We start from the raw sequence: 21,836 nt of genomic DNA, 5'->3' as shown, positions 1-21,836 counted from the left end.
AACCCGCTTCGGCGCAATCCGGCGAAGCCCGCTTCCCTCGTGCTTCGCCGGATTGCCGACATCGAACATCTGTTCGATGTATTGAATATACCTGCCCCCACCGACACGAAGTCAAGAGAGAGGGTGAGTCCGGTCGACACCACCCCTGCCCCCCGGCTGGTCGAGCTGTCCGCCGGCGACCTCCGTGCCCGCCTCGACGAGGCTCTCGCGGTGTACGTCGAGGCGATGGACTACCCGCAGGGCACCGAGTTCCACCGCGCTCCGATGTGGACCGAGCACACCGGCAGACCCGGCTGGCGCGGTGTCGCGGCGTTCGCCGCTGCGCCCGACGGCACCGAGTCGATGATCGGCGTCGCCTACGGCTACCGCGGCGCCCCGCACCAGTGGTGGCAGCAGCAGGTGCGCGAAGGCATGCGCCGCACCGGCGCCGACCGGAACACGATCGAGACCGTGCTCGGCGACTACTTCGAACTGACCGAACTGCACGTCTCACCCCGCGCGCAGGGCCACGGCATCGGCGCGGCGCTGCTGCGGATGCTGCTCGCCGGACGCACCGAGGCCCGGGTGCTGTTGTCCACCCCGGAGGTTCCGGACGAGGACAACCGGGCCTGGCGGCTGTACCGCAGGCTCGGATTCACCGACGTGGTGCGTCATTTCCGGTTCACCGGCGACAGCCGGCCGTTCGCCGTCCTCGGGCGCCCGCTGCCACTCTGACGCGACCCCGGCCCCGGCTACCCTGAGCGTCGTGATCGACGCGGTGGTGGTGGGTTCCGGACACAATGCGCTCGTCTCGGCCTGTTACCTGGCCCGGGCCGGCTGGTCCGTCGAGGTGCTCGAACGCGACACCGAACTCGGCGGTGCCGTCTCCACCGTCGAACGGTTCCCCGGGCACCGGGTGGACCGCGGCTCCTCGGCGCACATCATGATCCGGCACACCGGCATCGTCGAGGAACTGGACCTGGCCGCGCACGGACTGCGGTACCTCGACTGCGACCCGTGGGCGTTCGCGCCCGCCCCGCCCGGCGACCCGCGTCCGGGCATCGTGTTCCACCGCGACCTCGACGCGACCTGCCGCTCGATCGCGACGGCCTGCTCGCCACGCGACGCCGACGCCTACCGCCGGTTCGTCGCCACCTGGGGTCCGCGGACCGCGTCGGTGATGAAGGCGTTCGGCGCGCCGCCGACCGGGGGCCGGCTGGTCCGCGCGTTCTGGGGCCTGGACACCGGCGACGGCCCGGCCACGCTGTCGCGGGAGTTCCTCGCGTCCGGGGACGCCCTGCTCGACGAGTGGTTCGACGACGAACGGCTCAAGGCGGCGCTGGCCTGGTTCGGCGCGCAGTCGGGGCCGCCGATGTCGGAGCCGGGGACCGCCCCGATGGTCGGGTTCGCGGCGCTGATGCACACGATCCCGCCGGGCCGTGCGGTCGGCGGCAGCGGCGCGCTGACGCAGGCGCTGGCGTCGCGGCTGGCCGCTGCCGGCGGCACGCTGCGGCTCGGGGACGCGGTCGTCGAACTGCGGCGCGACGGCGACGGCTGGCTGACGCGCACCGCGGCCGGCCACGTGGTGCGCTCGCGGACCGTGATCGCCGGCTGCCACATCCTGACCACCCTCGACCTGCTCGAGCGCGGAGGGCACGACGCGACCCGGATCGCGGACTGGCGGCGCCGGATCCGCGTCGGCCCGGGCATCGGCATGGTCGTTCGTCTCGGCACCGGCACGCTGCCGCAGTACCCGAGCGCGCCGGACGGCACGACCGTCACCTCCGGCCTGCAGCTGCTCGTCACCGATCGCGCGCAGCTGCGTCTCGCCCACGGAGCCGCTCTCGCCGGGGAACTGCCGCCGACGCCGGCGGTGCTCGCGATGAGCTTCAGCGGCATCGACCCCAGCCTGTGCCCGCCCGGCGAGCACCAGGCGACGCTGTGGTCGCAGTGGCACCCCTACGCGCTGAGCGGGGACCGCCGGTGGGCCGACGTCGCCGAGGCCGAAGGCGACCGGATCGTCGCCGAGATCGACCGTTTCGCACCGGGGTTCGCGGACACCGTCCGGCACCGGCTGGTGCAGACACCGGTGGACCTCGAGTCCGAGATGGGGCTGATCGGCGGCAACGTGATGCACGTGGAGATGTCGCTCGACCAGATGTTCATGTGGCGTCCCCTTCCGGAACTGTCCGGGCACCGGGTCCCCGACGCGACCGGCCTGTACCTGACCGGGGCGTCCACCCATCCCGGCGGCGGGGTGTCCGGGTCGAGCGGGCGCAGCGCCGCACGGGTTGCGCTGTCCGACGCGAAGTTCGGTCGAGTGCGCCGACTGCTCCCGTGACGACGCGCACGGCGGCCACCGGCACCGCGCCGTCGACGCCGGCGGCGGCACTCGCGGTCGCCGCGCAGATCGCTTACCCACTGGTGCACGGGTCCGCGCGGGACGCCGTGACCGCCCTCGTCGTGCTCTCGCTCGCCGTCGCCGCGGTCACGCACGCCTGGTCCACACGCGGGTTCCGGTGGGCCGCGGCCCTGCTCGTCGTCACCGCCGGACTCGGCCTGCTGTCGGAGGTGGTCGGTACCGCCACCGGGATCCCGTTCGGGTGCTACGAGTACGCACAGGGCCGGCTCGGCCCGGCGCTGGCCGGCGTGCCGCTGCTGGTGCCGTTGGCGTGGACGGCGGGCAGCTACCCGGTGTGGTGCGCCGCCACCCACGCCGTCGGCCGCTCCCGCCCGCTCCCGCGGGCCGCGCTCGCCGCCGTCGGCATCGTCGGGTGGGATCTCTACCTGGACCCCCAGATGGTCGCGGACGGCCAGTGGCGGTGGTGTTCGGTGCACGCGAACCTGCCCGGGCTCGAACCGATCCCGTGGACCAACTACGCGGGATGGCTGCTCGTCGCCGCCGCGATCGCGGCGACCCTGACCTGGGCGGATCGCCGGCTGACCGACGCCGCTCCCCCGGCCGCGACCGACGCCGTCCCGCTGGCGCTGTTCCTGTGGACGTGGCTCGGATCGGCGCTGGCCCATGCGGTGTTCCTGCCGGGCCTGGACCGATCCGCGCTCTACGGACTCGTCGGGATGGGTGCCGTCGGCGTGCCGCTGCTGAGCCGTCTGAGCCGGGCTGGCACCATGACCACGTGCTGACGACCCGTGACCGCCGACCGTCCCGAGCCCGCCTGGCCGCACTGACCGCACTCCTGCTGCTCGCCGTGCCGCTGCTCAGCGGCTGCCTGCGGGTGCAGGTGTCGATGGGGGTGTCCGCCGACGACCGGGTGTCCGGGCAGATCGTCGCCGCCGCGGTCCCCACCGCCGAGACGGACCAGGGACCGCAGCTGACCCCGCCGGACTCGCTGGCCCGCAAGGTCCGCGTCCAGGAGTACAAGCAGGACGGCTACGTCGGCACCCAGGCGTTCTTCAGCGACCTCACGTTCGGTGAGGTCCAGCAACTCGGCTCGATGTCCGGGCAGGTCGGCAACTCGGTGCAGTTGAACTTCCAGCGCGCCGGCGACATCGTCACCCTCGACGGCAAGGCCGACCTCAAGGCGGTGCCGGACAGCAGCGACGTGCAGGTGAGCATCGCGTTCCCCGCCCGGGTGGCCACCACCAACGGAACCCGCGACGGCGACTCGATCGTCACCTGGAAGCTCGCCCCGGGCGAGGTGAACACCCTGCGCGCGGAGGTCCGCTACCAGGATCCGAGCACCCGCGGGTTCGCCGGTTGGGCAGGCATCGTCGGCGGTGTCACCCTCGGTGTCGCCCTGATCGTCGGACTGATGGCCTACCGGAACCGGGACCGGTCGCCGCGGTACGTGCGCAGCGACGGCGCGAACGAGCGCAAGGTGTGAACCGCGCGGCCGGTCCGGTCGGGTTCGCGGCCGCGGTCGCGACGACCGGTGCCGCGATCGCGGCCGTCAACGCGGCCACGACCCCGCCCCTGCGTCCCGGACCGCCGGTCCCGGACCCGGTGACGGTGCTCGTTCCGGCCCGCGACGAGGCGGCCACCCTGCCCCGGCTGATCGCCGACCTGCGGGCGCAGCGAGGGGTGCCCGGCCTGCGGGTGCTGATCCTCGACGACGACTCGACCGACGGCACCTCCGCGGCGGCCGCGACCGCGATCGGGGGCGACCCCCGGTTCACCGTGCACCGCCCCGAGGGCGGACCGCCACCCGGCTGGGTCGGCAAACCGGCGGCCTGCGCGCGACTGGCCGATCTCGCCGCGGCCGCTGACCCCGGACACGCTCGCCGGCCCGACGAGGTGCTGGTGTTCCTCGACGCCGACGTCCGCCTCGCCTCGGACGCCCTCGCCGCCGCGGTGCGACGGCTGCGGGAGATGCGCGTGGACCTGCTGTGCCCGTGGCCGTCGCAGCTTGCGGTGACGCCGGTCGAGCGGCTGCTGCAACCACTGCTGTGCTGGTCCTGGGCCGCGAGCGCGCCGCTGCCGGTCGCCAACCGCAGCCTGCGGCCGTCGCTGGCGGTCGCCTGCGGCCAGTTCCTGGTGTGTGACGCCACCGTCTACGACGCGATCGGCGGACATCGCGCGGTCGCGGCCAGTGTCGCCGAGGACCTCGACCTCGCGCGTGCCCTGCGCCGGGCTCGGCGCCGCACCGCGGTCGTGCCCGGCGGCGGCCTGGCGACATGCCGGATGTACACCTCGGGCCGGCAACTGCGCGCCGGGCACGGGCGATGGTTGTGGACGGCGTTCGGTTCCCCGGTCGGCGCGGCACTCGTGCTCGGGGTCGCGACGGTGACGTACACCGCGGCGCCGGTGGCCGCGATCACCGGACCCGGCCGCCGGTGGGGGCTCGTCGCCTACGGGGCCGCGGCCGCGTCCCGGCTGATCGCGCGCACGCTGGAGTCGGGCACCCGCCCGACCCCCGCCGAGGGCGTCGACGCGCTCGTGCATCCGCTGTCGGTACTGGCCCTCGCGGCGCTGACCGTGGACTCGCACCTACGCCACCGCCGCGGCACCCTCGTCTGGAAGGGCAGGCCGCTGCGGCGGGGCTGACGCACGGCGGGTCGCAGCACCCGCCGGCCGCCCGCGCTAACCGGCCGCGACCGCGCCCTGGGCCAGGCCCAGGTTGGTCAGCACCTCACGGGTGGCGCGCGCGAAGTTGAGGGTGATGAAGTGCAGGCACGGCGCACCCTCGGAGATCAGACGTTCCGCGAGCCGGGTGGCCACGTCGATGCCGACCTCGCGGACCGCGGCCCGGTTCTCCTCGGGCCCGTCGCCGGCGGCCCGCCGCAGCCGCTCGTCGAGCTCGACCGGCAGTCGCGACCCCGACAGCTCGAGGCTGCGCCGTGCCGAGCGCAGCGACGTGATCGGCATGATCTCCGGGATGATCGGCTTCGCGCCCTGCTCCGGGTCCAACTTCGCGACCCGGTCCCGCAGCCGGAGGTAGTCCTCGACGTCGAAGAACATCTGCGTGATCGAGTACTCGGCGCCGGCCCGCAGCTTCGCGACCAGGTACCGGGTGTCGTGGTCGAGGTCGGGGGCCCGGTAGTGGCCCTCCGGGAACGACGCGACCCCGACATGGAAGTCACCCATGTCGCGGACCAGGCGGACCAGTTCCTCGGCGTACTCGACACCGTCGGGGTGCTTGACCCACTCACCGAGGGGGTCACCGGGCGGATCGCCGCGCAGGACCAGGATGTTGCTGATGCCGCGGTCGGCGTACGCCCCGCACATCGCGCGGAGCTCGTCGACGCTGTGCTCGACCGCGGTCAGGTGGGCGACCGGCAGCAGAGTGGTCTCCTCGGCGATCTGACCGGTCACGCGGACGGTCCGGTCGCGGGTGGATCCACCGGCGCCGTACGTCATCGACACGAACGCCGGCTGCATCTGCTCGAACTCGCGGACGGCACGCCACAGGCGTGCCTCGGCGTCGGCGTCGCGCGGCGGTGAGAACTCGACCGAGAACGGGATCCGCCCCGGGGCGGCCCCGATGCGGTCGACGATGGACGGGGTCCGCGTCACCCATCCCTCGCTGGCCCGCCCCCTGACGGCATCAAAAGTCACGGGCCCAATCATAGGGGCGAGCCTCGGGGGCGATTCGCGGCCACCACTAGTCTGGCGGCCATGACTACCCCTCCCGACTCGATCACCTCCGTGCCCGCGGCCGTCGAGTCGGCGCTGCGCGTGTTCTTCGATTCCCGGCGACCGCTCACCGACGCCGTCGGCGGAACGTTCTCCGGCGCCGCGACCGCGTTGGAGGCGTTCGTGTTGCGGGGCGGCAAGCGGGTGCGGCCGGCGTTCGCGTGGACGGGGTGGGTCGGCGCCGGCGGTGACGAGCGCGGCCCGGACGCCCCCGCGGTGCTGCGGGCGTGTGCGGCGCTGGAGCTGGTGCAGGCCTGCGCGCTCGTGCACGACGACATCATCGACTCGTCCGCGACCCGGCGCGGGTTCCCGACCCTGCACGTCGAGTTCGCGGACCAGCACCGGGCCGGCGGCTGGGCGGGTGACCCCGCGAAGTTCGGCGAGTCGGTCGCGATCCTGCTCGGCGATCTCGCGCTGGCGTGGGCCGACGACCTGGTGCGCGAGTCCGGGGTCGACGCGGCCGCCCAGACGCGGATCGGGCCGGTGTGGTCGGCGATGCGCACCGAGGTGCTCGGCGGGCAGTACCTGGACGTGCACACCGAGGTGACGGGCGACGAGTCGGTGGCGGCCGCACTGCGCATCAACCGGTACAAGACGGCCGCGTACACGATCGAGCGTCCGCTGCACCTGGGTGCGGCGCTCGCCGGGGCGGACGACGCGCTGATCGCCGCGTACCGGGAGTTCGGCACCGACATCGGCATCGCGTTCCAACTGCAGGACGACCTGCTGGGCGTCTTCGGCGACCCCGAGGTGACCGGCAAACCGTCCGGCGACGACCTGCGTGAGGGCAAGCGGACGGTGCTGTTCGCGGAGGCACTGGTGCGGGCCGACGCGTCCGATCCGGGGACCGCCGACTTCCTGCGCCGCGGCATCGGCACCGACCTCACCGACGAGCAGGTGCACCGGATGCGCCGGATCATCACCGACCTGGGCGCGGTGACCGCGGTCCAGGCCCGGATCGACGAGCTGACCACGAGCGGCCTGCGCGCCCTGGACGCGTCGACGGCGACCGAGGGCGCGAAGGCGCGCCTGCGCGAGATGGCGGTCGCGGTCGGCCGCCGCAGCGCGTAGTGGTGCGCGCGGTGCCCGGCCGCACCGACCGGGTGGTCGTGGTCGGTGCGGGCCTGTCCGGGTTGGCGGCGGCGCTGCACCTGCGCGGCGCGGGCCGCCGGGTGACGGTCCTCGAACGCGACGACACGGTCGGCGGACGAGTCGGGGTGTACGCCGGTCCCGGTTACGACATCGACAGCGGCGCAACGGTTCTGACGATGCCCGAGCTGGTGGACGAGGCGCTCGCCGCGGTCGGCGCGGATCCCGCGACGATCGACCCGCCGCTGCGGATCCGGCAACTCGACCCGTCCTACCACGCACGCTTCGCGGACGGATCGGCGATCCGGGTGTTCGCGGACGCGGACGCGATGGCGACCGAGGTCGCGCGTGTGTGCGGACCGGACGAGGCGGTGCGTTACCGCCGGCTGCGGGCGTGGCTGGCGACGATATTCGGCGCCGACTTCGACAACTTCATGGACGCGAACTTCGACTCCCCGCTGGACATGGTGCGCACCCCGTCGGCGCGGCGGGACCTCCGGACGCTGGTGCGCCACGGCGGGTTCGGCCGGCTCGGCCCGAAGGTGGCGCGGACCGTGCACGACCCGCGGCTGCAGCGGATCTTCACGTTTCAATCCCTGTACGCGGGCGTCGCGCCGGCGCGCGCGCTCGGCGTGTACGGCGCGATCGCGCACATGGACACCTCGACGGGCGTGTGGTTCCCGGACGGCGGCATGCGTCGGGTCGCCGCGACGATGGCGGCGGCGCTGACCGGCGCCGGCGGCGACCTCCGGCTCGGCGCCGAGGTGGTGGCGATCGACTACGCCGGCGGCCGGGCCAACGCCGTGCGCACCGCGGACGGAACCGTGGTCGAGGCGGACGCGGTGGTGCTGACCGCGGACCTCGGCGGCGCCGACGCGCTGCTGCCGCGGCGGCGGCTGCCGCGGCGGCCGGTGCGGCACTCGCCGTCCGCGGTGGTCGCGCACGGCACGATTCCGACGGCGGTGAGCCGGCGGTGGGCCGACAGCGGGCACCACACGATCGACTTCGGCGAGGCCTGGGAACGCACCTTCGCGGAGATCACCGCGCGCCGCGGCCGGGGCCGGCTGATGACCGACCCGTCGCTGCTGCTGACCCGGCCCGCATGCAGCGACCCCGGGCAGCTGCTCTCCCGTGACGGCGCCGAGCACGAGCCGCTGTCGGTGCTGGCACCGTGCCCGAACCTGCGCAGCGCCCGCCTGGACTGGGCCGCGCTCGGCGAGCCGTACGTCCGCGAACTGCTCGCGGTGCTCGAGTCCCGCGGCTACACCGGCATCGCCGACCACTTCCGGGTCGACGTGGTCGACACCCCGCGGACCTGGGCGGAGCGCGGCATGTCGGACGGGTCGCCGTTCGCGGCCGCGCACACCTTCGCGCAGACCGGGCCGTTCCGTCGCGGCAACCTCGACACCGGTGCCGCGAACGTCGTCCTCGCCGGATGCGGCACCACCCCGGGGGTCGGGGTGCCGACGGTCCTGATCTCCGGCAAGCTCGCCGCCGATAGGGTGCTGGGCCGGATCCGGTGATCGACGTCCCGTGTGACGGGCCGTGAAACGGCAGGTGAACGAGCACCGGACACGGTGACTGACGGGCGGGATTCCCGAGTCCGGCCGTCCTGCCACTAAACTGGCTGCCCGTCACCTGCCTTCACCGCGCTCGGCCCGCCGACGACGGTGTACACCACCGCGCCGACCCGGGGGGAGTTCCGTAACCGATGCCGTCCCCCAGCGCCGTCCCCGAACCCCGCGCGAGCGCGACCTTCCTGCGCAGCGACGCCGGACACGCGGCGGCCCTCGGGGTCGTCGGCGCGATCATGATCACGTTCGGTGGGTTCGGCTCCGGCGCGGTCCGCCGCCACGACCCGCTGCTCGAGTCGATGTACCTGTCGTGGCTGCGGTTCGGTCACGGTTTCGTGCTGTCGACGCTGATCGTCTGGATCGGTGTGCTGATGATGATCGCGGCGTGGGTGCGGCTCGGCCGCAACACCAGGGCGGGGCTGGTCGAGGTCACGGAACTGCGATGGGTGGCCGCCGCGTGGACCGCACCGCTGCTGGCGGCGGTCCCGATGTTCAGCCGCGACGCCTACTCGTACCTGGCGCAGGGCGCCCTGCTGCGCGACGGCTTCGACCCGTACGCGGTCGGTCCGGTCGTCAACCCCGGTCTCCTGCTCGACAACGTCAGCAACGTCTGGACCACGACCACCGCCCCGTACGGCCCGGTGTCGCTGCTGATCGGCCAGGGCATCACGTCGATCACCGGGGACAACGTCGTGGCCGGGACGATGCTGATGCGGCTGGCGATGCTGCCCGGTCTCGTGCTGATGATGTGGGCGCTGCCGAGGCTGGCGCGCCAGCTCGGCGGCGACCCGGCCACCGCGCTCTGGCTGGCGGTGCTCAACCCCCTGGTCCTGGTCCACCTGGTCGGCGGGGTGCACAACGAACTGCTGATGGTCGGTCTGATGGCCGCCGGCCTGACCCTCGTCCTCGACCGCAAGCACGTCGCGGGAATCGCGGTCATCTCGCTCGGGGTGGCCGTGAAGGCGATGGCGGGCGTGGCACTCCCGTTCGTCGTGTGGATCTGGATGATCCACGAACGCGAGCGCGCCGAGTCCGCGGGCGTCGCCCCGGGTACCGGAGCGACCGCGGAGAACACCCGGGCGGCGTCGCCGCTTGCGCTGTTCGTGAAGACGGCATCCGCCGGTGCGGCCGTGTTCGTCGCGGTGTTCGCGGCCTGCTCGGCGATCGCCGGCGTCGGGCTGGGCTGGCTGACCGCGCTGCAGGGCTCGGCGAAGATCGTCAACTGGCTGTCGGTGCCGACGATCCTCGCCCACATCGTCACGGTGTCCACCTCGTGGTTCACCGGCCTCCGGCTCGGTCCGGTGCTCGAGGTGACACGGGCGATCTGTGCGCTGATCATGGTCGTCACACTGGTCGCGGTGTGGTGGCGGTTCCGCCGGACCACCAAGCAGGCGGTCCTCGGCATCCTGGTCGCGCTGGTGGTGATCGTGCTGTTCTCCCCCGCCGCGCTGCCCTGGTACTACTCGTGGCCTCTCGCGATCGGCGCCGCGTTCGCGATGTCGACGACCACGTTGATGGTCCTGGTCGGCCTGTCGACGTGGCTGATGCTGGTGTTCAACCCGGACGGCTCCATCGGCCTGTACTCGCTGCCGCACGTGCTGCTCGCGACCTTCGCCGCGGTCGTCGCGGCCCGCTCCCTGGTCACGGTCGACCCGCTCCGGGTGCGCACGGTGCGGCGGCCCGAGGTCGCCGCGAGCGCCCCGCTCGCCGCGGCGTCCGACTGACGGCCGCCCGAGCCATGACCGCCCTGCACGACCCGCCGCTCCCCCCGGACCTCGGCGCCGCATACCGGCACTGCCGTCGGCTCGCCGCCGAGCACGGGAAGAGCTACCACCTCGCGACGCGCCTGCTGCCGCGTCGCGACCGGCCGGCCGTGTACGCCCTGTACGGGTTCGCCCGCACCGTCGACGACATCGTCGACGTCGACACCGTCTCCGGGCGGTCGGTGGCGGAGTGTGCGGCCGAACTCGACGCCGTCGAGGCGGAGCTCGCAGACACGTTGGCCGGCGCCGCCGCTGCCACCCCCGTGACCGCGGCCCGTCCGGCGGTGCGTGCCGTCGCCGACACCATCACCCGTTACGGCATCGACCCCGCCCACGTCACCGCGTTCCTGGCGTCGATGCGGATGGATCTGCCCGGTTCTCCCGGATTCCGGGCGTCGTACGCGACGATGGCCGAGCTACGCGAGTACATGCACGGGTCGGCCGCCGCGATCGGGCTGCAGATGCTGCCGGTGCTCGGCACGGTCACCCCGGTCGACGAGGCGGCACCGGCCGCGGCCGCACTCGGCGAGGCGTTCCAGTTGACGAACTTCCTGCGTGACGTCGGCGAGGACCTCGACCGTGGCCGGGTGTACCTGCCCGCCGACGAACTCGCCGCGTTCGGCGTCGACGCCGACCTGCTGCGGGCCCGCCGCGCCGACGGCCGCCCCGACCCGCGGCTCGAACGCGCCCTCGCGCATCTGGTGGCGGTCAACCGGCACTGGTACCGCCTCGCCGAACCCGGACTGGCGATGCTGTCCCCACGCGTGCGCCCCGGCATGGCCGCGGCGTTCGGGCTGTACGCCGCGATCCTCGACGAGATCGAACGCAACGACTACCGCGTTCTGGACCGTCGCGCGGTGGTGCCCCGCCGTCGTCGGGCCGCGCTCGTGGCGCGCTCGCTCGCGGTCGGGACGCCCTGGTTCGGTAAGCCCTAGCCGGTCGGGGGCCCGTCCCCGAGGCCGAGGGTGCGCGCGCTGGCCGACCGGCCGAGGGCCGCCACCTCGGCGTCCATCTCCGGCAGCAGGGTCGGGGTGTACTTGCGGATCTGACGTTCGCCCAGCGGGGACTGCACCAGGGGTCGCAGCCACCGCAGCACGCCGACCCAGCCCGGCACGTTCACGTGCTTGGCCCGGCGTTCGATGCCGGTGACGAACCGTTCGCCGCACTTCGGCACCGACGTCGTCTTCCCGAGCGGGCCGGGCAACGAGTCCAGCATCCTCCGGAAGCTGCCCAGGTCGGCCTTCGCGTCCCGGACGAGCGGGGTGTCGATCCAGGCCATGTGCGCGGATCCGACGTCGGCTCCGCGGTGCGCGACCTCGAGCCGCAGCACGTTCGCCGAAGTACTCCACTCCGGCCTTCGAGGCGTGGTAGGCCGCCATGCCGGGCGCCGCGGTGTATGCGGCCAGCGACGAGACCACCAGCACGTAGCCACGGCGGTCGATGATCGACGGCAACGCCGCGCGCACGGTGTGGAACGCGCCGAGGACGTTGACGTCGAGAACCCGCTCGAACGTGGCCGGGTCGACCGCGAGCACCGACCCGTAGCTGCCGATGCCTGCGTTCGCCACGACGACGTCGAGGCCGCCGAACGCCTCGATCCCGGCCGCGACCGCCGCCTCCATCGACGGCAGGTCGGTGACGTCCGCGACCACGCTCACCACCCGGTCGCCGAGGTCGGCGGCCAGGGCCGCCAGCGGAGCCTCGTCGAGGTCGACGAGGACCGGGCGGGCGCCGCGCCGGTGCAGCCGCCGCGCGACCTCCTCCCCCACGCCCCGTGCGCCGCCGGTGATCAACACCACTTTGCCCGCGAGATCGGTCAGGTCCGACCGCGTAGAGGTGTCACCCGCCCGCGGACAGCCCCGCGAGCGCAGGCAGCAGCGGCGGGTGCACCGCGATCGCCACCCCGGCCACCACCAGCGCCGTCCCGACCACCCGGGGCAGCGCCCAACCGTGACGCCAGCACTTCTCCGCGAGGAACACCAGGGTCAGCGCAACCATCCACACCAGGTTCATCAGCCCGACGACCAGCAGCACCGACATCAGGGCCCAGCAGCAGCCGATGCAGTAGGCGCCCTGCACGATCCCGGCGCGGACCGCCGAGCGGGTGCCGCCGCCGAAGTCGTGCCGGGCCAGAAACGCCATCGGGCTGCGGCAGGTTCGCAGGCACGCCGTCTTCCACCGACCGAACTGGTAGAGCCCCGCCACCGCCAGCGCCAGCCCCGCCAGCCTCGGCAGCCAGGACGACTCGGCCGCGTCTCCGGAGAGCGACCGGAATCCCAGCAGCGCGACCAGAGGCACGACACCGACGAGCGACCAGGCCAGCAGGTAGCCGGCGACGAGCCCGACCGTGGGCAGGAGCCCGTCACCGCGACGCCGCGCCACGATGCGATGCGCGGCCACCAGCGGGATCACGGCCGGGAACATCATCGCGACCGTCATCGCGACCCAGGTCGCGAGGAAGACCGGTGCGGCGACCGGCATCGACATTCGCGTCCCGACGGCCGCGAGGCCGTCGACCATGCCGGGCGCGGCCGCCTCCCGGGTCACCACCAGCCAGGCCGCGACCGAGCACCCCACCAGCCACGCCGCGACCACGACGAGCACGCGCCGGGACAGCAGCGCGAGCGGGTCCCCCCGCACCTCGGTGCGCGCCGGTGCCCCGCGACTCATTCGTCCGGCCCGCTCCAGTCGAACGGAATGTGCTTGCTGGACTTTCCTGCCCAGTCCCACGCGAAGGTGACATCGGTCGCGCTGACCCGGTTCGCCGTCGCGACACCCCAGGTCGCCACCTGACCGGGCCCGACCTCGGAACCCGGCGGGTTGAGGAGTTGGACCCGCGCGCCCGGCGGTGTCGTCGGCCCGGTCAACGCCTCGGCGGCCGCGATCACCCGTCCCGGGACCTCCGCGCGCCACCAGGACAGGTCGTCGGCGACCTCGACGTGCACCGGGGCGACCTGGACACCGCGATCGTCGGCGACGAGTGCAGCGAACTGCGCCGGCCAGCCGCCGGCCGCGCCGCCGAACACCGCCGCGAGCGCGGCCTGCTGGGCGTCGTCGGCGCGGTCGTCGACGAACACCGCCATCGCGACTTTCGCGCCGTCCCAGATGTTGCCTTCGAACTCGCCGAGGGCGACCAGGTTGAGCCCGTCGAGTGTGACGTCGCCGTAGTGGCCTTCACGGATGTGGTAGGCGAGGACGCCCTGGCAGTGGTTGAACGTCGGGGGCCGGGCGAACTCGCACGGACACGGGACGTCGCAGCTGCAGACGTCGAACCAATCCCCCTTGACCGCCCACCGAGGAATCTCGGACATGACCGTTCACCTGCGTTTCACGTTCCGTCCACCCCAGTCAACGCCGGAGGGCGGATGCACGCAATCCCGGGTGCCGTGGCCGGGCCGGGTCGGACGGGCGCCCCGAACCCGACCCGGGTGGTCAGAAGGCCATCGCCTGGGCGCGGCGGACGACCTCGCGGGCGGAGTCGGTGTGCATCGCGTCGATCGGGGTGCCCGGCAGCGTGTCGTCATCGCTGAACAGCCAGCGCAGGATCTCGGCGTCGCTGTAGCCACCGTCGCGCAGCACCATCAGCAGTCCGGGCAGCAGCCGGACGACGGAATCGTCGGTGAAGAACGCCTCGGGAACCGCGACGATGCCGTCGCGGCGGACCGCGATCAGTTCGCCGTCGCGCAGCATCTGGTGCACCTTGGTGACCACCAGGCCGAGGACCTTCGCCACGTCGGGCAACTGCAGTAGGGAGACGCTGGGGTCGAGGACGTCGTCGGTGTAGGGAATGGCACTCACACCGTCAACGGTATCGGGTTCGATCGCCGTGCGACTCCGCTGGCTACCATCGAATCCGACATCGTGACCGGTCCGGTCACGGCCGACGGTTCGGCACGACGACAACGGAACGGGGTATTCGCGGGTGGGGCCAGGTGACCAGCGGCTGATCGGTGTGCAGCTCGACCGACGCTATCGGGTGGACGCCCCGATCGCGCGCGGCGGCATGTCGGTGGTCTACCGAGGCATGGACCTGCGGTTGGATCGGCCGGTCGCGATCAAGGTGATGGACCCGAAGTTCGCCCAGGACCCGCAGTTCCTGTCGCGATTCGAATTCGAGGCGCGCGCGGTGGCCCGGCTCAGCCATCCGGGGCTGGTCGCGGTGTACGACCAGGGCGTCGACGGCGAGCACGCCTTCCTGGTGATGGAGCTGGTCGCGGGTGGCACGCTGCGCGAGTTGCTGCGTGAGCGCGGACCGATGCCGCCGCACGCCGCGACCGCCGTCGTGGGGCCGGTTCTCGAAGCCCTCGCGGTCGCGCACCGCGCCGGGCTGGTGCACCGGGACGTGAAACCGGAGAACGTGCTGATCTCCGATTCCGGCGAGGTGAAGATCGCCGACTTCGGTCTGGTGCGCGCCGTCGCCGGCTCGAACGCCACGTCGACGAGCGTGATTCTGGGCACCGCGGCGTACCTGTCTCCGGAGCAGGTGACGTCGGGCACCGCCGACGCGCGCAGCGACGTCTACGCGACGGGGGTGCTGCTGTTCGAGATGCTCACGGGCCGAACACCCTTCACCGGGGACACGTCACTGTCGATCGCCTATCAGCGCATCAACGCCGATGTCCCCCCGCCGAGTTCGCTGATCCCGGGGGTGCCGGCGGAGTTCGACCGCCTCGTCCTCGAGGCGACGGCCCGCGATCCCGCGGACCGGTTCCACGATGCCGGCGCGATGGCCGCGGCGGTGCGGGCGACCGCACGCCGCCTGCAACTGCCGGACTATCGGGTCCCGGCGCCGCGACGGTCGGCGCAGCACCTGAGCGCGGCGATGCAGGTGGCCGGGGTGGCTGTCGGCCCGCAGCAGCGGCCGGTCGACGCGGCCGCACCGACCGAGGTCGCGGCCGCGGTCGATGCCGCGGCCGCACCGACGGCGGTGGTCGCGCATCCGGCGGTCCAGCATGCCGGGCCTCAGCACACGAAGGTGGTCACCGAGCAGACCCCGCGCGCCGGATCGGCCGCCGAAACGGCTCCCGCCGACCGGCGCCACGGACCCGCCCAGTACGAGTTCCCGGATTTCACCGCGGAGCGCGCACGTTCACGGCGCACGATGCTGATCTGGTTGATCGTGATCCTGCTGCTCGCCGCCGCGGTGGGGTTCGGCGGATGGTGGCTCGGGTCCGGTCGCTACACGACGGTCCCGCCGGTCGCCGGGATGGACCGGGCGGCGGCGACCGCCACGATCGAGCAGACGGGACTGGCCACCGAGACCCGCGGCGAGTACTCCGACACCGCCCCGGTGGACGCCGTGCTCGGCACCGACCCCGACACGGGTTCGCGGGTCCCCCGCGACGGGTCGGTGGCCCTGCTGCTGTCGCTCGGCAAGCCCGCCGTACCGAACCTGACGGTGGGGGCGGAAGTCGCGCGCGTCGAGGACGACCTGCGCACCCGCACGTTCGTCCCGGTGGACGGCGGTGAGGCGTTCAGCACCAAGGCGGCGCCCGGTTCGGTCGCCGCGCTCGACCCCGGGCCGGGGACGGTTCTCGCGGTCGGTTCCCAGGTGAAGGTGGTCCGCAGCAAGGGGTCACCGCCCGTGCAGCTCCCCGACGTGCGCGGCAAGACCGTGGACCAGGCCCGCGCGGCGCTCGACGCACTCGGGATCGTCGTGTCCGACACCCGTGAGGTGTTCGACGCCGGTGTCGACGCCGGAGCCGTCGTCGGCACCGAGCCCGCGGCGGGCGCGAACGTCGGTGCCGGCTCCAGCGTGACCCTGACGGTGTCGACGGCGGTGAAGGTGCCGTCGATGATCGGCCGCTCGGTCGGCTCCGCACGGGACGAACTGGTTCGTCTGGGTCTCGACGTCCAGGTCCGGCAGGTCGCCGATTCCGACAAGTCCCTCGTGATCGCGCAGACGCCCGGTTCCGGCACCCGGGTCCAGCGCGGCAGCACCGTGACCGTGACCGCCCTGCCCTGAGGCGCCGAGCCTGAAAGCTGCGCCGGGCCGTCTCGTTCCACGGCCGTCGTCGGAAACGGGCCGCGCTAACGACGGTGCCGCGGCCCGCGATACACGGGCAACCGGTCGCCGAGGAAACGAGGTTCAACCATGGGTATGTCCACTCGCCGCGTCGCACGCACCACCACCGTCGCCGCGGTGATCGCCACCGCGGCCCTCGCCGGAGCCGGCGCCGCCGCTGCCGACGACGCCTGGCCGCCGGTGCCCGACTATCCGACGCCGGTCGCGCCGTACGACACCAAGAACTTCCTGACTCCGGACAACCCCGAGTACTGGAATCCGTTCGTCGCGAAGGACCGGCTCACGTCGCCGTTCGGCACCAGCACCCGGATCGTGTGCACCGCGTTCCACGGCGTCACACTGAGCTGCTGGCAGGCCGATCGCAACGGCCAGCCGCACCAACTCGTGAAACTGCCCCTCGACTATCCCGGGTCGATGGAGTCGAACATGCCGGGCGGCGGCCCGGGCCACTTCGTCTACCCGTTCTGGAGCGCCGGCAGCTGAGTGGTGTCCCGAATCATCGGGGTCTGACCACACCGCGCGGATCCGACCTGACCTGGCGACCATCCGACCGGCCTCGACGACCGGCACACGGATACCCATGCCCGGATGCGGAGACCGACGTCGCCGCGCGGGAGAGGGACGGATCCCGAACCGCTCCCGCGCGGCGACAATCGGTCAGCTCGCAGGCGTGAAGATCGCGAACGCGCCACCCTGCGGGTCGGTGAGGACCGCGAACCGGCCGGTGTCGGGGATGTCGGTGCCGGGTACGTGGACGATGCCACCGAGCTCGACGGCCTTGGCTGCCGACGCGTCGACGTCGTCGACACCGAAGTACAGCGCCCAGTGCGGCGGGATGCCCTCCGGGAAGTCCTCGCCCATCGCCATCATGCCGCCGAAGTCCTGGCCGTCGACCCCGAACTGGGTGTAGCCGTCGCCGGCGTTCGCGGTCCAGCCGAACACCTTCGTGTAGAAGGCCTGTGCCGCGGCGGTGTCCCGGGTGCGCAGTTCGATCCAGCAGAGCGCTCCGGTCTCGTTCAGCCGGCCGGCGCCGGGGAACTGCCGTGCCTGCCACAGCGAGATCACCGCCCCGGTGGGATCGGCGAGGACGGCGAACCGGCCGAGGTCGAACACGTCCATCGGGCCCGCGAGCACCGACCCGCCGGCGCCGGTCGCCTCCGCCACGGTGGCATCGACGTCCGCGACCGCAATCGACGCGGTCCAGGCGACGGGTTGGCCCTCCTGGAAGATCGGGGTGAGGGCGGCGACCGGGTCGTCGCCGAGGTGCATCATCGTGTATCCGCCGGCGTCGGCGTTGGGTTCACCCGCGGTCCAGCCCAGCAGGTCGGAGTAGAAGGCGCCGGCGGCGGTCAGGTCGGTGGTGCCGAGTTCGGCCCAGCAGGGGGTGCCGACGTTGTGTGCAGTGATCTTCATGGTGGTCCCTCACGAATTGGTCGGACGGTCATGGGGCAGATCGGAGACGAGGCTAGTGGTTCACCCCTCGGGCGGCGAGCGGGAACGCATGCCTCCCGAGGTCACGGCGCGTCGCCGTCGCCGGTCTCGTCCACGCCGCGGTTCCACCGCCGCCGATGCTCCCGCGCTTCCGCGTCGCGGCGGGCGCGGTGGTTGTCGAGCGCCTGGGCGACGGTTCGGTCGAGGTGGTGGCGGTGGTTGACCCGCGGTGTGCGGGTGGGGTCGAGGTGGGCGGGTGGGATCCATTCGGTGCGGCCGGGGTGCGCGGTGCCGTCGGCTGCGGTGCGGGTGCGCCAGCCGCCGGGGCCGTCGTGGACCAGGGCGTGGCAGTGATCGCACGCCAAATCCAGGGAGTCGATGTCGGTGCGGCCACCCTTGTTCCACTCGGTGACGTATGGGGGTCCCCCCTGCACGAAGTGCTTGGGGCGGACGGCGGTCATCGACGCGGGTGCATCGCAGCCGGGTCGGGTGCAGCCACGCGACGCCGCGATCAACGCGAGCCTCTGGTCGGCGGAGGCGAGGCGTTTGGATCGACCCAGGTGTAGTGGTCGGCCGTGGTGGTCGAACACCGCGAGCACCGGGTGCGCCTTCTCGGCCATCCGCAGCGCGTCGCGGACCGGGACCAGACCACCGGTGCCGGTGGTGGCCAGCCCCGTGGCGTCTTCCAGTTGCTGTACGGTCATGGTCGCGATGACGGTGACCGGCAGGCCGCGGTGGCTGCCCAGCACCCCGGACGAATGCAGGTGCCGCAAACCTGCTTCGAGGGCGTCGTGGTTGCGTTGCACGGCGGTGCGGGTGTCGCGGGCCGCGGTCGCCAGGATCGCTTCCGCGACCTCGATGCGCTCGATCGGGGTGTTGTGCGGGATCTTCCGCAGGATCGTGGCGATGGCGGCGACGTGGTCGGGGCCGATGTCGCCGTCGCGGACCGCGCGGGCGGACTCCGGCAGTGCCGGGTCGAGATCGACGCCGGTGGGGGTGTGCCAGGTCCCGACCTTCGTTGCGCCCCTGACCCGGCGGGCGGCGTCGGCGCCGGAGATCCGCAGGGTCTGGGTGAGGAAGTCGGTGATCGAGCGGCAGTCCAGGTTCCCGGGGATCGACCGCTCCATCACCTCGACGACCAGTCGGTGTCCGACCGCGGCCGTCCTCCGCAGCGTCGTTTCCAGCCGCCGCAGTACGTCGATGACGTCGTCGTCGGGGAGTCCGGTCAACGGGGCATCGAGCGGCCCCTCGACGGCGTCGTGCAGCGCCGCCAGGTGGTGTTTCACCCGATCCTCCGCCACTACGATCGAACTCATGTTCGAACAATAGCTCGAGGCGCAACCGCGAACCACCACTTTCGCGGAATCCGGTCGCGCCGATATCCATGACGCTCGGCAAACCCGTTGGTCAGCTCCGCGCACGTGACGTGGCAGCCGGCCTGTCTTCAGACCTGGACCAGGGCAGGCGGTTGCACTCGCCGACCAGCGAAACGCTCGCGGCCACCACAGCAGCGCCTTGTCGTGTACGACGGCCGCACGTCGACCGATAGCGCTCATTGCCGAATTCGGGAGGGACACAGGCCAATCAGTACTGGTGCCTCGCCGCCGCCACCTGAAGACTGTCGAGTCATGACCACCGAGTCCACCGCGCGAATCAGTTTCATCCCATTGGGCGGCCCGAGCGCTGTCGTCGAGATCGGGTCGGTGCGTTTCGTGATCGACCCGACTTTCGATGCTGCGGGCGACTACCAGGTTGGTTCTCGCGTTCTCACCAAGACCTCGGACGCCGCGGTCGGCCCCCGGGACGTGGGACGGGTCGACGCGGTGCTGCTGTCTCATGACCAGCACCCGGACAATCTCGATCGGGCAGGGCGCGAGTTTCTGCGATCGGTCCCTGTCGTGTTGACGACCACGGCGGCGTCCGGGCGACTCGACGCGACGTGCCGCGGACTCACACCGTGGGAGTCCACGACGATCGGCGAGGTGACCGTCACCGCGGTTCCTGCTCAACACGGCCCGGATGGCACGGACGCCGTCACCGGCCCGGTCATCGGATTCGTCCTGGCGTCCCCGACGACCCCCACGATCTACGTGTCGGGCGACAACGCGTCGCTGGCGGTCGTCCACAGCATCGCGGAACGAGTACCGGACGTCGACGTCGCCGTTCTGTTCGCGGGCGCCGCACGCACTCCCCTGGTGGACGGCTTCCTGACCCTGACCAGCGAGGAAGCCGTCGAGGCCGCGCGGATCCTCGGTGAACCACGTGTCCTGCCGGTGCACACCGACGGGTGGGCGCATTTCACCGAGGACTCCGCGGAACTTGCTGCCGCGTTCGCACGTGCAGGACTGGCGGAACTGCTGCTCGACAGCACCCCGGGGCAGCGCACGGTGATGTGACCACGTTCGTGACCGTGGCCGCCGTCCCCCGACCGCGGCTCGGCCCGCCACCGGGGTGTCCAGGGCGGGCCGAGTGCGTGCTGACGAGGAGCGTTCAGCCGCGCAGCATTTCGGCGACCAGGAACGCCAGCTCGAGCGACTGCTGCGTGTTCAGGCGCGGGTCGCACGCGGTCTCGTAGCGGCCGGAGAGGTCAACGTCGGAGATGTCCTGCGCGCCGCCGAGGCACTCGGTGACGTCCTCGCCGGTCAGCTCCACGTGGATGCCACCCGGGTGGGTGCCGAGGGCGTTGTGCACCTCGAAGAAGCCCTGCACCTCGTCGACGACACGGTCGAAGTGGCGGGTCTTGTAGCCGGTGGACGACTCGTGGGTGTTGCCGTGCATCGGGTCGCACTGCCAGATCACCTGGTGGCCGGTGGCCTGCACCTTCTCGATGATCGCGGGCAGCAGGTCGCGGACCTTGCCGTTGCCCATCCGGGAGATCAGGGTGAGCCGGCCCGGCTTGCCGGTCGGGTCGAGCCGCTCGACGTACTCGACGGCCATCTCCGGCGTCGTGGACGGGCCGATCTTCAGACCGATCGGGTTCGCGAGCAGCTCGGCGAACGCGATGTGTGCGCCGTCGAGCTGACGGGTGCGGTCGCCGATCCACAGGAAGTGCGCCGACAGGTCGTACAGCTTCGGGTGGTCGTCCTCGTTGTCGAGCCGCAGCATCGCGCGCTCGTAGTCGAGGACGAGGGCCTCGTGGCTGGCGAAGATCTTCGCGGACTGCAGGTTCGGGTCGATCACGCCGCAGGCGTCCATGAACCGCAGGCCCCGGTCGATCTCGGCGGCCAGCGCCTCGTACCGGGCCCCGGCCGGGGACGACGAGACGAACGCGCGGTTCCAGTCGTGCACGCGGTGCAGGTCGGCCTCGCCTGCGGCGGTGATCGCCCGGACCAGGTTCATCGCTGCGCTGGCGTTCGCGTAGGCACGCACCAGCCGCGACGGGTCGTGGACGCGGACCGCCGCGTCGGCGACCAGCGAGTTGACCATGTCGCCGCGGTAGGACTGCAGCCCCAGCGAATCGGTGTCCGAGGACCGCGGCTTGGCGTACTGGCCGGCGATCCGCGCGACCTTGACCACCGGGAGCGACGCACCGTAGGTGAGCACGACCGCCATCTGCAGCAGCGTGCGGATGTTGCCCTTGATGTGCGGTTCGGTGTTGTCGGCGAACGTCTCGGCGCAGTCACCGCCCTGCAGCAGGAACGCTTCACCGCGGGCGACGGACGCGAGCTGCGCCTGCAGGTCCTCGACCTCGCTGGCCACCGTGATCGGGGGCACGCTCTCGAGCACCGTGCGCATCGCCGCGGCCTGGTCCGCGGGCCAGGACGGCTGCTGCGCGGCGGGCCTGGCCAGTGCGTCGTCGAGCTTCTGACGCAGCGCGGCCGGCAGCGGCGGGAGTTCGGGCAAGCGGTCGATCGGCACGTCGACGGTCCAGTTCACCCGTT

Annotated in this window: 19 protein-coding genes and 1 pseudogene; 12 read left to right on the top strand and 8 right to left on the bottom strand. The window is 72.5% G+C overall.

The genetic code is table 11. The annotated features are described in order from the left end of the window. Positions 1 to 123: 123 nt before the first annotated feature. The 5 genes from ABD951_RS13535 to ABD951_RS13515 are packed head-to-tail and all read left to right on the top strand — an operon-like array spanning position 124 to position 4,984. Positions 124 to 714: a GNAT family N-acetyltransferase gene (locus ABD951_RS13535; protein ID WP_345345589.1), complete on the top strand. Its 591-nt coding sequence runs from the start codon at positions 124 to 126 to the stop codon at positions 712 to 714. Positions 715 to 745: 31 nt separating this feature from the next. Beyond that, positions 746 to 2,320, top strand: a complete 1,575-nt coding sequence (locus tag ABD951_RS13530) for a phytoene desaturase family protein (RefSeq protein ID WP_345345587.1) — start codon at positions 746 to 748, stop codon at positions 2,318 to 2,320. Further along, the gene (locus ABD951_RS13525; RefSeq protein WP_345345585.1) at positions 2,317 to 3,123 is read left to right on the top strand and encodes a carotenoid biosynthesis protein; all 807 of its coding nucleotides are present in this window, start codon (positions 2,317 to 2,319) and stop codon (positions 3,121 to 3,123) included. Before ABD951_RS13530 ends, ABD951_RS13525 begins: the two co-directional genes overlap by 4 nt. Further along, a complete protein-coding gene (locus ABD951_RS13520; protein ID WP_425569848.1) occupies positions 3,117 to 3,824 on the top strand; it encodes an LppM family (lipo)protein in 708 nt (235 codons plus the stop codon). Before ABD951_RS13525 ends, ABD951_RS13520 begins: the two co-directional genes overlap by 7 nt. Then, positions 3,821 to 4,984, top strand: coding sequence for a glycosyltransferase family 2 protein (locus tag ABD951_RS13515; protein WP_345345583.1), 1,164 nt, complete (start codon positions 3,821 to 3,823; stop codon positions 4,982 to 4,984). The genes ABD951_RS13520 and ABD951_RS13515 overlap by 4 nt, the downstream gene beginning before the upstream one ends. Before the next feature lie 36 nt (positions 4,985 to 5,020). Here the strand turns inward: ABD951_RS13515 and metF are convergent, their stop codons facing one another. Next, positions 5,021 to 6,007, bottom strand: a complete 987-nt coding sequence (metF, locus tag ABD951_RS13510; protein WP_345345581.1) for a methylenetetrahydrofolate reductase [NAD(P)H] — start codon at positions 6,005 to 6,007, stop codon at positions 5,021 to 5,023. Between the two features lie 48 nt (positions 6,008 to 6,055). Between metF and ABD951_RS13505 the strand changes: the two genes are divergently transcribed. From ABD951_RS13505 to ABD951_RS13490, 4 genes are all read left to right on the top strand, one after another. After that, positions 6,056 to 7,144 (top strand): polyprenyl synthetase family protein, encoded by a 1,089-nt coding sequence (locus ABD951_RS13505; protein ID WP_345345579.1) that lies wholly within the window; start codon positions 6,056 to 6,058, stop codon positions 7,142 to 7,144. 2 nt (positions 7,145 to 7,146) lie between these two features. Further along, on the top strand, positions 7,147 to 8,685 hold the full coding sequence (crtI, locus tag ABD951_RS13500; protein ID WP_345345577.1) for a phytoene desaturase family protein: 1,539 nt from the start codon (positions 7,147 to 7,149) through the stop codon (positions 8,683 to 8,685). A gap of 188 nt (positions 8,686 to 8,873) precedes the next feature. Next, on the top strand, positions 8,874 to 10,460 hold the full coding sequence (locus ABD951_RS13495) for an alpha-(1->6)-mannopyranosyltransferase A (protein ID WP_345345575.1): 1,587 nt from the start codon (positions 8,874 to 8,876) through the stop codon (positions 10,458 to 10,460). 14 nt (positions 10,461 to 10,474) lie between these two features. Beyond that, entirely contained in the window at positions 10,475 to 11,434 is a 960-nt protein-coding gene (locus ABD951_RS13490) for a phytoene/squalene synthase family protein (RefSeq protein WP_345345573.1), read from the top strand. Here ABD951_RS13490 and ABD951_RS13485 read toward each other — a convergent pair. From ABD951_RS13485 to ABD951_RS13470, 4 genes and pseudogenes are all read right to left on the bottom strand, one after another. After that, positions 11,431 to 12,319 (bottom strand): annotated as a pseudogene (locus tag ABD951_RS13485) (SDR family oxidoreductase). The gene ABD951_RS13490 and the pseudogene ABD951_RS13485 sit on opposite strands and share 4 nt — an antisense overlap. A gap of 19 nt (positions 12,320 to 12,338) precedes the next feature. After that, the gene (locus ABD951_RS13480) at positions 12,339 to 13,169 is read right to left on the bottom strand and encodes a DUF2182 domain-containing protein (protein WP_345345571.1); all 831 of its coding nucleotides are present in this window, start codon (positions 13,167 to 13,169) and stop codon (positions 12,339 to 12,341) included. Next, the gene (locus ABD951_RS13475; protein ID WP_345345569.1) at positions 13,166 to 13,810 is read right to left on the bottom strand and encodes a DUF1326 domain-containing protein; all 645 of its coding nucleotides are present in this window, start codon (positions 13,808 to 13,810) and stop codon (positions 13,166 to 13,168) included. Before ABD951_RS13475 ends, ABD951_RS13480 begins: the two co-directional genes overlap by 4 nt. 121 nt (positions 13,811 to 13,931) lie before the next feature. Further along, entirely contained in the window at positions 13,932 to 14,297 is a 366-nt protein-coding gene (locus ABD951_RS13470) for an Rv2175c family DNA-binding protein (protein ID WP_345345568.1), read from the bottom strand. A gap of 124 nt (positions 14,298 to 14,421) precedes the next feature. Between ABD951_RS13470 and ABD951_RS13465 the strand changes: the two genes are divergently transcribed. Both ABD951_RS13465 and ABD951_RS13460 read left to right on the top strand, forming a co-directional pair. Beyond that, a complete protein-coding gene (locus ABD951_RS13465; protein ID WP_345345567.1) occupies positions 14,422 to 16,464 on the top strand; it encodes a Stk1 family PASTA domain-containing Ser/Thr kinase in 2,043 nt (680 codons plus the stop codon). A 129-nt stretch (positions 16,465 to 16,593) separates the two neighbouring features. Further along, a complete protein-coding gene (locus tag ABD951_RS13460) occupies positions 16,594 to 17,007 on the top strand; it encodes a hypothetical protein (RefSeq protein ID WP_345345565.1) in 414 nt (137 codons plus the stop codon). Positions 17,008 to 17,181: 174 nt separating this feature from the next. Here the strand turns inward: ABD951_RS13460 and ABD951_RS13455 are convergent, their stop codons facing one another. After that, positions 17,182 to 17,937: a VOC family protein gene (locus ABD951_RS13455; protein ID WP_345345563.1), complete on the bottom strand. Its 756-nt coding sequence runs from the start codon at positions 17,935 to 17,937 to the stop codon at positions 17,182 to 17,184. Positions 17,938 to 18,038: 101 nt separating this feature from the next. Beyond that, a complete protein-coding gene (locus ABD951_RS13450; protein ID WP_345345561.1) occupies positions 18,039 to 19,271 on the bottom strand; it encodes a DUF222 domain-containing protein in 1,233 nt (410 codons plus the stop codon). A gap of 312 nt (positions 19,272 to 19,583) precedes the next feature. Here ABD951_RS13450 and ABD951_RS13445 point away from each other — a divergent pair, with 312 nt between their 5' ends. After that, positions 19,584 to 20,351 (top strand): MBL fold metallo-hydrolase, encoded by a 768-nt coding sequence (locus ABD951_RS13445; protein ID WP_345345559.1) that lies wholly within the window; start codon positions 19,584 to 19,586, stop codon positions 20,349 to 20,351. 94 nt (positions 20,352 to 20,445) lie between these two features. On the opposite strand, the gene ABD951_RS13440 is transcribed toward ABD951_RS13445, so the two are convergent. Continuing rightward, complete coding sequence (locus ABD951_RS13440; protein WP_345345557.1) at positions 20,446 to 21,831, bottom strand: class II 3-deoxy-7-phosphoheptulonate synthase; 1,386 nt, start codon at positions 21,829 to 21,831, stop codon at positions 20,446 to 20,448. Positions 21,832 to 21,836: the final 5 nt, after the last annotated feature.

It is taken from the genome of Rhodococcus olei (genome assembly GCF_039540555.1).
GTDB classification, from domain to species: Bacteria; Actinomycetota; Actinomycetes; order Mycobacteriales; family Mycobacteriaceae; genus Rhodococcus_G; species Rhodococcus_G olei.
Note: the sequence above shows the minus strand (reverse complement) of the source record. Positions and strands in the feature narration are given on the sequence as shown.